Genomic DNA, 13,666 nt, shown 5'->3' on the forward strand with positions numbered 1-13,666 from the left:
CGGATCAACGTGCTGTTCGCAATGCTCCGCGACGGCACCTTCTACGAACCCAGAACCCCACGCCTCACTTGACGAAAGACATAGAGGCACCCCCCCGCCGGCCGGAACCCGTGCCGCACGGCGGAGGCCGTCAACTCCCCGCACTGTCCCAGCCATCGTGAGAACCGATACCGGCCCGGCGGCCGCCGCTACCGGACCCGAGCCGGGCTGATGGGCGCCCTGTCCGCCGCCGCCCGTGCGGCGGAGCGCCCCGCACGTGGCTCATTCCCCACCCCCGTTGGCCAATCCCGCCCCGTTGAGACTTCAAGGGACCCGGCTACAGTCGTCGTCGGCCACCGCCGTCCCCCACCTCCCGCAAGACCCGCACGGCGCTCGACCCCCGCCCTGACCGGGCCACCGTCGCTCCCGGACTCGGCCTCCCCCCACTCGAAAGAGCCAGCCAGGAGGTCTCCGAGCCATGCCTCTGCGTCACCTCACACCCCGCGACCAGCACCTCTTCTGGCAGTACGGCCGCGGCGCCGACGTACCCGTCCACGAACCGCTCGTCCACCGGGCCATCGAGCGGCACGCCATCGCCCACCCGCACGCCGTCGCCGCCGAACACCACGGCGCGACCCTCACCTACGGCGAACTCGACCGCTACGCCGGTGCCCTCGCCGCCCGGCTGGTCCGCGAGGGCGTCCGGCCCGGTGACCGCGTCGGCCTGTTCGCCCGGCGCTCCATCCCGATGCTGGTCGGCCTGTTCGCCGTCCTCAAGGCGGGCGCCGCCTACGTCCCCCAGGACATCGGCCGCACGCCCCCGGCCCGGCTCGCCGACGTCATCCGCACCGCACGTACCCGGGTGATCCTCACCCAGAAGGAACACCTCCCGCGCGTCCCCCTGCCCGGCGGCCACCGGCTGATCGCCCTCGACGACCCGGCGCCGTACGGCCCCGGGCCCGTGCCGCCGCCGCTGCCGCCGCATCCCGACGACGGCTGCTGCGTCCTCTTCGCCCCGGGGACCGCCGGCCGCCGCACCCACGGCGTGCAGCTCACCCACCGCAACCTCGCCAACCTGCTGCTCACCGAACCCGGCGGGCTCGGCATCCGCCCCGGCGACCGGGTCGCCCAACTCCTCGGCATCGCCTCCGGCCCCGCCGCCTGGGAGATACTCGGCTGCCTCACCCACGGCGCCACCCTGGCCATCCGCGGCACGGACACCGGCGCCGCGGCCCGCACCGCGACCGTCCTGATCGCCACGCCGGCCGCGCTGTCCGGCATCGACCCCGCCGACTGGCCGCACCTGCGCACGGTCGCCGTCACCGGCGAGCCCTGCCCGCGCCCCCTCGCCGACCGCTGGTCGGGCCGGGCCGCTCTCCTCCACTGCCGCGGCCCGGCCCTCGCCACCACCATGGGCCGCCGCACCCCGGACACCGGACGGCCCCTTCCCAACAGCACGGTGTACGTCCTCGGCGCCGACCGCAGGCCGCTGCCCATCGGCGAGACCGGCGAGGTGTGGGCGGGCGGCGACTGCGTCCCGGCCGGCTGCCTCGGCGACGAAGCCCTGAACGCCGAGCGGTACGCACCCGACCCGTTCCTCGGCGCCGGCCGCACCATGTTCCGCACCGGCGGCCTCGGCCGCTGGACCCCCGACGGCCACCTGGAACACGTCGGCCACCGCACGGACCGGCCGTTGCCGCGGCTCGCCGGGGAGCGCACGGTGACCGTCCCCCGGTAGGCCGTCCGCAACATGCCGCCGGCCGACCGCGGCGCCGTCGTGGCGGGTCGCGCAGTTCCTCGCGCCCCTTTGGGGGCGCTGCCGGACCGCGGCGGATTTCGCCGGAGTCAGGGCTTCGCCGCGGCCAGGGCCGCCGCCACCCCCGGCTCCTTCTTCCCGAGGAACCGGGGGTTCGGCTCGAAGAGCGCGTCGAGGGCCGCCTTCCCCGCCGCGAAGACCTCCCGCGTGCCCCCGTAGTACCAGGTCACGTCATGCTTGGCGTCGACCCCGACCCCGTACGACGTCACCCCCGCCGCCTCGCACAGCGCCACCGCGCGCCGGATGTGGAACCCCTGGCTGATCAGTACGGCCCGGTCCACGCCGAAGATCTTCTTCGCGCGGACGCAGGAGTCCCACGTGTCGAACCCGGCGTAGTCGCTGACGATGCGCCTGCCGGGCACGCCGTGCGCGGTCAGGTAGGTGCGCATGGCGTCCGGCTCGTCGTAGTCCTTGCGGCTGTTGTCGCCGGTGACGAGGACGACCTTGACGCGGCCCTCCTTGTACAGCGTCGCCGCCGCGTTCAGGCGGTTGGCGAGGTACGGCGACGGCTCGCCGTCCCACAGGCCCGCGCCGAAGACGACCGCGACGTCGGCGCGCGGCACGTCCGCCACCGTGCGCAGCCGGCCGGCCGTCGAGACGTACAGCCAGGTGACAGGCAGCAGCGCCAGCACGCACCCGGCCATCACACCCTGCACCAGGCGTCGCCGGCCGGCACGGGTCCGCGGCAGCCGCGGGCGGCGGATCCTCATACGTTCGTTCCCCCCTCGTGCTCCCCGTTCGCTCCGACCATGGAGGACGCAGCGCAGCGGACTCCGGTTCGCTCACAGCGTGCGGGCGCGCACCGTGAAGGGCCGGAAAAGACGCGTGACGGCCAGGCAACGGCCGTGCAACCTCGCCCGGCGAGGATCCTCGCATGACGGTGACCGACCTCTCCTCGCGCCCCGGTCCGCCCGCCCTGGTCCTGGTGGCCCACGGCAGCCGCGACCCGCGCGCGCTCAGCACCGTGCGGGCGCTCATGGACCGGGTGCGCGCACGGTGCCCCGGCCTGTCCGTGCGCCTCGGTCACATCGAGCTGAACGAGCCGCTGCTCCCCGACACCCTCGCCGCCCTGGGGAACACCGAGGCCGTCCTGGTCCCGCTCCTCCTCGGCCGCGGCCACCACGTCAAGCGGGACATCCCGGAGACGGCCGCGGCCGCCCGCGCCCGCATCGCCGCCCCGCTGGGCCCCCACCCCCTCCTCGCCGACACCCTGCACGCCCGCCTGCTGGAGGCGGGCTGGCGCCCCAGGCCCGCGAGCGCCGTGGTCCTCGCGGCGGCCGGCTCCCGTGACCCCGACGCCAGGGCCGACACCGACCGCATGGCCGGCCTCCTCGCCGCCCGCCTGCGCGTCCCGGTCCTTGCGGCCTACGCCTCGGCGGCGGCTCCGAGCGTCCCGGACGCGGTCTCCGCCCTGCGCGCGAAGGGCCGTCACCGCATCGCCGTCGCCTCCTACTTCACGGCCCCGGGCCGCTTCGCGACGGAGTCCGCGGCACACGCCCCGTGGCTCGCCTCGGCCCCCCTCGGAGCGCACGAGGCGATGGCGGACCTGGTCGTCCACCGGTACGAGCGGGCACTGGGAACGCCGGTGACCGCAGCCGCCTAGGGGTGCGCTCGCGGCTGCGGGTGCGTCGTGGTTGATCGCGCAGTTCCCCGCGCCCCTTTGGGTCGGCCCAGTGGGCCCGCCTTCTTGGGGGCGCGGGAACTGCGCGACAAGCCACGACGGCGGCGCACCCGCAAACGCACCCCGACCCGGCAGCCGAGTAGGCACCCCACAACCCCCGTTTTGTCACCACCAACCCGTACTGTCGAACCATGGCAGTCCCCGCACCCGTGCCTTCTTCGGCCTACGACCCGGCGTCAGCCGACCGCTGGGCCCCCGAACCCGACAAGCGCCCCGGCCGCACCGCCTTCCAGCGCGACCGCGCCCGCATCCTGCACTCGGCTGCCCTCCGCCGCCTCGCCGGCAAGACCCAGGTCGTCACCCCCGGCACCTCCGCCCAGGCGTGGGACGCCAGCCCCCGCACCCGCCTCACCCACTCCCTCGAATGCGCCCAGGTCGGCCGGGAACTGGGCGCGGCCCTCGGCTGCGACCCCGACCTCGTGGAGGCCGCCTGCCTCTCCCACGACCTCGGCCACCCGCCCTTCGGCCACAACGGCGAACAGGCGCTGAACGAGTTCGCGGACGACTGCGGCGGCTTCGAGGGCAACGCCCAGTCCCTGCGGCTCCTCACCCGCATCGAGCCCAAGCGGTTCACCCCCGAGGGCTCCGTCGGCCTCAACCTCACCCGCGCCGCCCTGGACGCCGCCACCAAGTACCCGTGGCCGCGTGGCGCTCACCCCACCGCCCCGGGGTCCCCCAAGTTCGGCGTGTACGAGGACGACCGGCCGGTCTTCGACTGGGTCCGCAAGGAGGCCCCCGGCACCCGCACCTGCTTCGAGGCCCAGGTGATGGACTGGTCGGACGACGTCGCCTACTCGGTGCACGACGTCGAGGACGGCCTGCACGCCGGTCACATCGACCCCAACTGCCTGCACGCGGAGCCGGAACGGCAGGAGGTGTTCGCGGTCGCCGTCGGCCTGTACGTGCCCGCCGGCACCGACCCCGCCGAACTCGCCGCCGCCCTCGACCGGCTCCAGGACGAGGAGTGGTGGCCGCACGGCTACGACGGCAGCGCGGTCGCCCAGGCCCGCCTCAAGGACGCCACCAGCCAGCTCATCGGCCGGTTCTGCCTGGCCGCCGAGGGCGCCACCCGCGAGGCGTACGGCGGCGGCCGGCTCACCCGGTACGGCGCGGAACTCGTCGTACCGCGCGAGGCCCGGACGGAGTGCGCGGTGCTCAAGGCCATCGCCCACCGGTACGTCATGCAGCGCGCCGAGCAGGAGCGGCTCCGCGCCGACCAGCGGATCGTCGTCGCCGAACTCGCCGAGGCGCTCACCGCCCGCGCGCCCGACGGACTCGACCCGCAGTTCCGGGCGCTGTTCGACGCGGCCGGTGACGACCACGCCCGCAAGCGCGTGATCGTCGATCAGATCGCCTCGCTCACCGACGCCTCCGCGCGGTCGCTGCACGCGCGGCTGACGGGACGTATATGAACACTTCGTGACTCTCCGCGACTCCCGCTGGCCTGATCGGGGCAAGATCGCGTCAGCGGGGGTCACACCCTCTTCCCGCATCACGCTGCGTGCGGGAGGCTCACAGTGCGGCGCATGTGGGCGGCATATGTGGCGGCACCCTTACGAGGAGGCATCAAGTGGTCGACGCGGACCAGACATTCGTCATCGTCGGAGGCGGACTCGCCGGTGCGAAGGCGGCCGAGACGCTCCGAGCCGAGGGCTTCACCGGCCGGGTGATACTGATCTGCGACGAACGCGACCACCCCTACGAGCGGCCGCCGCTCTCCAAGGGCTACCTGCTCGGCAAGGCCGAACGCGACAGCGTCTTCGTGCACGAGCCCGCCTGGTACGCGCAGCACGACATCGAACTGCACCTCGGCCAGACCGTGGACCGCATCGACCGCGCCGCCAAGACCGTCCGGTTCGGCGACGACGGCACGCTGGTGCGCTACGACAAGCTGCTGCTCGCCACCGGGGCGGAGCCGCGCCGTCTCGACATCCCCGGCACCGACCTGGCCGGCGTCCACCACCTGCGCCGCCTCGCACACGCCGAGCGCCTCAAGGGCGTCCTCGCCGCGCTCGGCCGCGACAACGGGCACCTCGTCATCGCGGGCGCCGGCTGGATCGGCCTGGAGGTCGCCGCGGCGGCCCGGACCTACGGCGCCGAGGTCACCGTCATCGAACACGGGCAGACCCCGCTGCACAGCGTCCTCGGACCCGAACTGGGCAACGTCTTCGCCCAGCTGCACAAGGAGCACGGGGTCCGGTTCCGCTTCGGGGCACGGCTCACCGAGATCGTCGGCCAGGACGGCATGGTGCTCGCCGCGCGCACCGACGACGGCGAGGAGCACCCGGCGCACGACGTCCTCGCGGCGATCGGCGCGGCGCCGCGGGTCGGACTGGCCGAGGCGGCCGGTCTGGAGCTGGCCGACCGGGCGCAGGGCGGCGGGATCGTCGTCGACGAGCGCCTGCGGACGTCCGACCCGGACATCTACGCGGCCGGTGACGTGGCCGCCTTCCCGCACGCCCTGTTCGACACGAGGCTGCGCGTGGAGCACTGGGCCAACGCGCTGAACGGCGGCCCGGCGGCGGCCCGCTCGATGCTGGGGCAGGACCTCGCCTACGACCGGGTGCCCTACTTCTTCACCGACCAGTACGACCTGGGCATGGAGTACAGCGGGTGGGCGCCGCCCGGGTCGTACGACCAGGTGGTGATCCGCGGGGACGCGGGGAAGCGGGAGTTCATCGCGTTCTGGGTGAAGGAGGGGCGGGTGCTGGCCGGGATGAACGTGAACGTGTGGGATGTCACAGAGCCGATCCAGCGGCTGATCCGCTCCGGGGCGCCGGTGGATCTCGACGCGCTGGCCGACCCCCATGTGGCGTTGGATTCGCTCGCCTAGGGGGCTGCCGCCGGCGGTGGGCGCGCGGGTGCGGGTCGGGTGTGGCTGGTCGCGCAGTTCCCCGCGCCCCTGAAGGGGCGCTCCGGCGCGCCGGAGTTGTCACAGCACCCCCGTAGAATCCATCCGTGGCTGGACGGATCAATGACGAGGATGTGAAGGCGGTACGGGACGCGGTCCCGATCGACGCCGTCGTGTCCGAGTACCTCCAGCTGCGCAACGCGGGCGGCGGGAACCTGAAGGGCCTGTGCCCGTTCCACGACGAGAAGTCGCCGTCCTTCCAGGTCAGCCCGAGCAAGGGACTCTTCCACTGCTTCGGCTGCCAGGAGGGCGGCGACACCCTCACCTTCGTGATGAAGGTCGACCACCTCTCCTTCTCGGAGGCGGTCGAGCGGCTGGCCGCCCGGGCCGGCATCACCCTGCGCTACGAGGAGGGCGGGTACAACCCGTCCCACCAGCGCGGTGAGCGCATCCGCCTGGTGGAGGCGCACAAGATCGCCGCCGCCTGGTACGCCGAGCAGCTCGCGACCAGTCCCGAGGCCGAGACCGGCCGGGTCTTCCTCGCCGAGCGCGGCTTCGACCAGGCCGCCGCCGTGCACTTCGGCGTCGGCTACAGCCCGCAGGGCTGGGACCACCTCACCCGTTACCTGCGCGGCCAGGGCTTCACCGACAGGGAGCTGCTGTCGTCCGGCCTGTCGCAGGAAGGGCGGCGCGGGCCCATCGACCGGTTCCGCGGCCGCCTGATGTGGCCCATCCGGGACATCGGCGGCGAGGTCGTCGGCTTCGGCGCCCGCAAGCTCTACGAGGCGGACAACGGGCCCAAGTACCTCAACACGCCCGACACCGCGATCTACAAGAAGTCCCAGGTCCTGTACGGCATCGACCTCGCCAAGCAGCACATCGCGAAGGCCAGCCGCGCGGTCGTGGTCGAGGGCTACACCGACGTCATGGCCTGCCACCTGGCCGGGGTGACGACCGCGATCGCCACCTGCGGCACCGCCTTCGGCGGCGACCACATCAAGATCCTCCGCCGGCTGCTGATGGACAACGGATCGGCCCGTGTGATCTTCACCTTCGACGGCGACGCGGCCGGGCAGAAGGCGGCCCTGCGCGCCTTCGAGGACGACCAGAAGTTCGCCGCCGAGACGTACATCGCCATCGCCCCCGACGGCATGGACCCCTGCGAGCTGCGCCTCGCCAAGGGCGACGACGCGGTCGTCGACCTGACCGAACCCCGCACCCCCCTCTTCGAGTTCGCGCTCCGCCAGATCGTCGCCCGCTACGACCTGGACACCCCGGCGGGCCGCGCGGCCGCCCTGGACGAGGCGGCGCCGGTCGTCGCCCGGATCAAGAACAGCGGCGCGCAGCACGAGGTCGCCGTCCAGCTCGCCGGCATGCTCGGCATCCTCGACACCCAGTTCGTGGTGAAGCGGGTGGCCCAGCTGGCCCGCTGGGCCCGCGACAAGGGCGGGAGCGGCAGGGGAGCCGGTCCGGCCCGCGGACCGCAGCAGCCGTCGTACGACACGGGCGCCGGCCGCCCCACCGTCTCCGGGCCCGCCCTCAACCTCCGCAACGCCGTCTACGCCACCGAGCGCGAGCTGCTGAAACTCGCCCTGCAGCGCCCCGAGCTGGTCTCCCCGGCCTTCGACGCGTACGGCATCGACGAGTTCACCGCCGAGCCCTACGCGGCCGTGCGCCGGACCATCATGGAGGCGGGCGGCGCCGAGTACGGCGTGCAGGATCCGCAGGAGTACCTGGTGCGGGTCCGTGAGGCGGCCGCCGACGACGGGGTCCGGGCGATGGTCACCGAGCTCGCCGTCGAGCCGATCATGCGCCGCACGGTCGACGAGAACTACGCGGGCGAACAACTCGTGACCGTCCGCCGTCGCGCCGTCGACCGCCGCATCCACGAGATCCAGATCACCCTCACCCGCCTCGGCAACGGCGGCGACCCGGCCCAACTCGCCTCCGTGCAGAACGAGTTGTGGGTGCTCCAGCAGTACGGGCAGGCGCTGCGCGAGCAGGGACCGGCCGCTCTCTGAGCCCCGGCGGACCGGCAGGATAACCGCGCGGTCACGGACCGGACGCAAAAAGTCACCGCACGCCCCTCGTGGCGGCGATGTGTCTTACCCCACACTGGGGTGCGGTGCCTGAGTCCTCGGAGCGCGGCCGGCCCGTCCCGGACGGGTCCCACACCCCCGCCGTTCCACTCATCGCGTACGGGACGGACAGCGGCGAGGCCGTCGTCTCCGCCCCCGAAGTACCGCTGCCGTACCCCCTGGCAGCGATCATCCTGGAGGTCGCCCCCGTGCAGACCCAGACCCTGACCCAGACGGACAGCAGCAGCACGCTCACGGACGAGCCGGAAGCCGATACCGGCGGCCATGCCGGCGTGCCCCCGCAGAGCCGGGCCGCGCTGCACCCCGAGACCGAGCCGGACGGCCCGCCACCGGAGGAGCTCGCGGCCGAGGCCCCCGACGCGGAGCCCGAGCCCGAGCCCGCCGAGCCGCGGGCCGCCGCCCGCGCCGACACCGGCGGCCCCTCCTCGGACCTGTTCCGCCAGTACCTGCGGGAGATCGGCCGCATCCCGCTGCTCACCGCCGCCGAGGAGGTCGAACTCGCCCGCCGCGTGGAGGCCGGCCTGTTCGCCGAGGAGAAGCTGGGCAGCACCCCCGACCTCGACAGCGAACTGGCGCTGGACCTGGACCGGCTGGTCGTCATGGGCCGCATGGCCAAGCGCCGCCTCATCGAGGCGAACCTGCGGCTGGTGGTGTCGGTCGCGAAACGGTACGTCGGCCGCGGCCTGACCATGCTCGACCTGGTGCAGGAGGGCAACCTCGGCCTGATCCGCGCCGTCGAGAAGTTCGACTACGCCCGCGGCTACAAGTTCTCGACGTACGCGACCTGGTGGATCCGCCAGGCCATGTCCCGCGCCCTCGCCGACCAGGCCCGCACCATCCGCGTCCCCGTGCATGTGGTGGAGCTGATCAACCGGGTCGTCCGCGTCCAGCGCCGGATGCTCCAGGAGCGGGGCTACGAGCCGACGGCCGACGAGGTCGCGGCGCACCTGGACCTGGCGCCGGAGCGGGTGGGGGAGGTGCTGAGGCTGGCGCAGGAACCGGTGTCCCTGCACGCCCCCGTCGGCGAGGAGGACGACGTCGCCCTCGGTGACCTCATCGAGGACGGCGACGCGGCGAGCCCGGTCGAGTCGGCGGCGTTCCTGCTGCTGCGGGAGCACCTGGAGGCGGTGCTGTCCACGCTCGGGGAGCGGGAGCGGAAGGTCGTCCAGCTGCGGTACGGCCTGGCCGACGGGCGGCCGCGGACGCTGGAGGAGATAGGGCGGATTTTCGGTGTGACGCGGGAGCGGATCCGGCAGATCGAGTCGAAGACGCTCAACAAGCTGCGGGACCACGCCTTTGCGGACCAGCTGAGGGGCTATCTGGACTGACGCCGGGTGCGGGTGCGTGGGGGCTGGTCGCGCAGTTCCTCCCCCAGCCTTCGGCCGGGGGTACCCCCAGCGCCCCTTACGGGGCTACTCAGCTGCGGGCAGGCGTGCCGCAGGGCGGCACGGGTGGGCGCAGCAGCACCCGGCAAGCGCCGGTGAGCGTCCCCACCCGTGCCGCACCCGCGTCAGTCCACCTCGGCCACCGCCTGCGCGAACTGTGCCTTGTACAGCCGGGCGTACGCCCCGTCCGCCGCCAGCAGCTCCGCGTGCGCGCCCTGTTCCACGATCGAGCCGTTCTCCATCACGAGGATGGTGTCCGCGTCCCGGATCGTCGAAAGGCGGTGCGCGATCACGAACGACGTCCGGCCGTCCGCCAGTTTGGCCATCGCCTTCTGGATCAGGACCTCGGTACGGGTGTCGACCGACGACGTCGCCTCGTCGAGGACGAGGATCGTCGGGTCGGACAGGAACGCGCGCGCGATGGTGATGAGCTGCTTCTCACCGGCGCTGACGCCCGTGCCCTCGTCGTCGATGACCGTGTCGTAGCCGTCGGGGAGCGTACGGACGAACCGGTCCGCGTGGGCCGCCCGCGCCGCCTCCTCGATCTCGCCGCGGGTGACCTCGCGCGAGGCGCCGTACGCGATGTTGTCCGCGATGGAGCCGCCGAACAGCCAGGTGTCCTGGAGCACCATGCCGATGCCGGCGCGGAGTTCGTCCCGGGACATGTGGCTGATGTCGACGCCGTCAAGGGTGATCCGGCCGCCGGAGACGTCGTAGAACCGCATGAGGAGGTTCACGAGCGTCGTCTTGCCGGCGCCCGTCGGGCCGACGATGGCGACCGTGTGGCCCGGTTCCACCGTGAGGGAGAGGTCCTCGATGAGCGGCTTCTCCGGGTCGTAGCGGAAGGAGACGTGCTCCAGGGCGACGCGGCCGCGCAGTTCGGCGGGGCGCTCGCCGGGGACCGGGTCGGCCTCCTGCTCCTCCGCGTCGAGGAGTTCGAAGATCCGCTCGGCGGAGGCGACACCGGACTGCACCAGGTTGGCCATGGAGGCGACCTGGGTCAGCGGCATCGAGAACTGCCGGGAGTACTGGATGAAGGCCTGGACGTCACCGATGGACAGCGCGCCGGACGCGACCCGCAGACCGCCGACGACCGCCACCAGCACGTAGTTCAGGTTCGACACGAACATCATCAGCGGCTGCATGATCCCGCTGTTGAACTGCGCCTTGAACCCGGCCTCGTACAGCGCCTCGTTCTGCTCGGCGAACTGCTGCGCCGACTCCTCCTGCCGGCCGAACACCTTCACCAGGGTGTGCCCGGTGTACATCTCCTCGACGTGGGCGTTCAGCTTGCCGGTGGAGCGCCACTGCTGCACGAAATGCGGCTGCGAGCGCTTGCCGATGCGGGTGGCGACCAGGAAGGACAGCGGCACGGTCACCAGGGCGACCAGGGCGAGGATCCAGGAGACCCAGAACATCACCGCGAGCACACCGATGATGGTGAGCAGCGAGTTGATGAGCTGGCCCATCGACTGCTGGAGCGTCTGGCCGATGTTGTCGATGTCGTTGGTGGCGCGGGAGAGCACCTCGCCGCGCTGCCGCTTGTCGAAGTAGGAGAGCGGCAGGCGGGACAGCTTCGCCTGGACGTCCTCGCGCAGCCGGTACATCGTGCGGTTGACGGACCGGTTGACGAGCCGGGTCGCCACCGCCATCAGCAGGCCGGCCACGACGTAGGTGCAGAGCGCGAACAGCAGGACGTCGCCGACCTGGCCGAAGTCGATGCCCTTGCCCGGCGTGAAGTCGGTGCTCCTGAGCATGTCGGCGACGGTGTCCTGGCCGCGCTCGTGCATGCCCTGCAGGACCTGGTCCTTGGTGGTCCCGGCGGGCATCTGCTTGCCGATGACGCCGGCGAAGACCAGGTCGGTGGCCCTGCCGAGGATCTTGGGGCCGATCACGTTGAGGGTGACGCTCGCGACCACGCAGAACAGCAGCAGGTAGATCGTGAGCTGTTCGGGTTTGAACCGGGCGATGAGCCGTTTGCCCGAGTTCTTGAAGTCCATCGAGCGCGAGTCGGGGCCGCCCCCGGCCATCATGCGTCCCATGGGCCCGGCCATCAGGCAGCCTCCGCTTCCGTCAGCTGGGAGAGCACGATCTCCCGGTAGGTCTCGTTGCCGGCCATGAGTTCGTGGTGGCGGCCGGTGCCGACGACGCGCCCCTCGTCGAGGACGACGATCCGGTCGGCGTCCCTGATGGTCGCCACCCGCTGGGCGACGATGACGACGGTCGCCTCGGCCGTCTCCCGGGCGAGCGCGGCGCGCAGGGCGGCGTCGGTCGCGTAGTCGAGGGCGGAGAAGGAGTCGTCGAAGAGGTAGATCTCCGGGCGCTGCACGAGCGTGCGGGCGATGGCGAGGCGCTGGCGCTGTCCGCCGGAGACGTTGGTGCCGCCCTGGGCGATGGGCGCGTTCAGGCCGCCCTCCAGCTTCTCCACGAAGCCCTTGGCCTGCGCCACCTGCAGCGCGTGCCACAGTTCCTCGTCGGTGGCGTCCGGGTTGCCGTAGCGCAGGTTGGTCGCCACGGTGCCGGCGAACAGGTACGGCTTCTGCGGGACCATGCCGACCGTCTGCGCGAGCAGCTTCGGGTCGAGGCCCGAGACGTCCTCGCCGTCCACGAGGACCTGGCCGTCGGTGGCGTCGAAGAGGCGCGCGACCAGCCCGAGCAGGGTGGACTTGCCGCTGCCGGTGGAGCCGATCACGGCGGTCACCTCGCCGGGCCTGGCCACCAGGTCGACGGCCTTGAGCACCGGCTCCTCGGCACCCGGGTAGCGGAACCCGGCGCCCCGGATCTCCAGATGGCCGTGCCGGCGCAGCTCGGTGACCGGCGCGAGCGGCGGGACGACGCTGGACTCGGTGTCCAGGACCTCCTCGATGCGCTCGGCGCAGACCTCGGCGCGCGGCACCATCATGAACATGAAGGTGGCCATCATCACGGACATCACGATCTGCATGAGGTAGGCGAGGAAGGCGGTCAGGTCACCGATCGCCATCTGGCCGCTGTCGATCCGGTGGGCGCCGAACCACACCACCGCGATCGACGAGACGTTCACCGTCGTCATGACGATCGGGAACATCAGCGCCAGCATGTTGCCGGTGGCCAGCTGCATGTCGGTCAGGTCCTTGTTGGCCTTCCCGAACCGGCCCTGCTCGTACTCGTCGCGGACGAACGCGCGGATCACCCGGTTGCCGGTGATCTGCTCGCGCAGCACCCGGTTCACGGTGTCGAGCCGCACCTGCATGGCCCGGAACAGCGGGCGCAGCCGCCGCACGATCAGGGTCACCGAGATGCCGAGCACCGGTACGACGGCGACCAGCACCCCGGACAGCGGAACGTCCAGGCCGAGGGCGAGCACGATGCCGCCGACACACATGATGGGCGCCGACGCCATCAGGGTGAACGACATCAGGACCAGCATCTGGACCTGCTGTACGTCGTTGGTCGTACGGGTGATGAGCGAGGGTGCCCCGAAGTGACCCACCTCACGTGCGGAGAAGGACTGCACCCGGTCGAAGACGGCGGCACGCACGTCCCGGCCGAGCGCGGACGCGGTCCTGGCGCCGTAGTAGACGGCACCGACGTTGCACACCACCTGAGCGAGCGAGATGCCGATCATCAGGGCGCCGAAGGACAGGATGTAATCCGTGTCACCCTTCACGACGCCGTTGTCGATGATGTGCGCGTTGAGCGTGGGCAGGTAGAGGGTGGCGCAGGTCTGCAGGAACTGCAGCAGCACCAGGATGGAGATGGGTTTCCTGTAGGGCCTGAGGTAGGTCCGCAGAAGTCGTATGAGCACGCTACGTCTCTCGGAGTCGGCGGTGGGGTGGGCAGGGTCACCTGCCCGGAGGGCGGGGTGTTTGCCCT

Annotated in this window: 9 protein-coding genes; 6 read left to right on the forward strand and 3 right to left on the reverse strand. The window is 72.3% G+C overall.

Features of this window, described 5'->3' with window-relative positions:
* Positions 1–457: 457 nt before the first annotated feature.
* Positions 458–1,717 (forward strand): AMP-binding protein, encoded by a 1,260-nt coding sequence (locus ACFY0K_RS06270; protein WP_390638867.1) that lies wholly within the window; start codon positions 458–460, stop codon positions 1,715–1,717.
* 107 nt (positions 1,718–1,824) lie between these two features.
* On the opposite strand, the gene ACFY0K_RS06275 is transcribed toward ACFY0K_RS06270, so the two are convergent.
* A complete protein-coding gene (locus ACFY0K_RS06275) occupies positions 1,825–2,505 on the reverse strand; it encodes a vancomycin high temperature exclusion protein (RefSeq protein ID WP_390638868.1) in 681 nt (226 codons plus the stop codon).
* 164 nt (positions 2,506–2,669) lie between these two features.
* Here ACFY0K_RS06275 and ACFY0K_RS06280 point away from each other — a divergent pair, with 164 nt between their 5' ends.
* The 5 genes from ACFY0K_RS06280 (at position 2,670) to ACFY0K_RS06300 (ending at position 9,754) form a co-directional block, all read left to right on the forward strand.
* Complete coding sequence (locus ACFY0K_RS06280) at positions 2,670–3,398, forward strand: sirohydrochlorin chelatase (protein ID WP_390638869.1); 729 nt, start codon at positions 2,670–2,672, stop codon at positions 3,396–3,398.
* Between the two features lie 209 nt (positions 3,399–3,607).
* Positions 3,608–4,888: a deoxyguanosinetriphosphate triphosphohydrolase gene (locus ACFY0K_RS06285; protein WP_390638870.1), complete on the forward strand. Its 1,281-nt coding sequence runs from the start codon at positions 3,608–3,610 to the stop codon at positions 4,886–4,888.
* Positions 4,889–5,046: 158 nt separating this feature from the next.
* Positions 5,047–6,309: an NAD(P)/FAD-dependent oxidoreductase gene (locus ACFY0K_RS06290; protein ID WP_390638871.1), complete on the forward strand. Its 1,263-nt coding sequence runs from the start codon at positions 5,047–5,049 to the stop codon at positions 6,307–6,309.
* Between the two features lie 125 nt (positions 6,310–6,434).
* Positions 6,435–8,348: a DNA primase gene (gene dnaG, locus ACFY0K_RS06295; RefSeq protein WP_390638872.1), complete on the forward strand. Its 1,914-nt coding sequence runs from the start codon at positions 6,435–6,437 to the stop codon at positions 8,346–8,348.
* 104 nt (positions 8,349–8,452) lie between these two features.
* A complete protein-coding gene (locus ACFY0K_RS06300) occupies positions 8,453–9,754 on the forward strand; it encodes an RNA polymerase sigma factor (RefSeq protein ID WP_351954896.1) in 1,302 nt (433 codons plus the stop codon).
* 182 nt (positions 9,755–9,936) lie between these two features.
* Here the strand turns inward: ACFY0K_RS06300 and ACFY0K_RS06305 are convergent, their stop codons facing one another.
* A complete protein-coding gene (locus tag ACFY0K_RS06305) occupies positions 9,937–11,865 on the reverse strand; it encodes an ABC transporter ATP-binding protein (protein WP_351954895.1) in 1,929 nt (642 codons plus the stop codon).
* Complete coding sequence (locus ACFY0K_RS06310; RefSeq protein WP_390638873.1) at positions 11,865–13,598, reverse strand: ABC transporter ATP-binding protein; 1,734 nt, start codon at positions 13,596–13,598, stop codon at positions 11,865–11,867. The genes ACFY0K_RS06305 and ACFY0K_RS06310 overlap by 1 nt, the downstream gene beginning before the upstream one ends.
* Between the last annotated feature and the right edge of the window lie 68 nt (positions 13,599–13,666).

Origin of the sequence: Streptomyces sp. NPDC001507, from assembly GCF_042894765.1 — a bacterium.
Classification (GTDB): Bacteria; Actinomycetota; Actinomycetes; order Streptomycetales; family Streptomycetaceae; genus Streptomyces.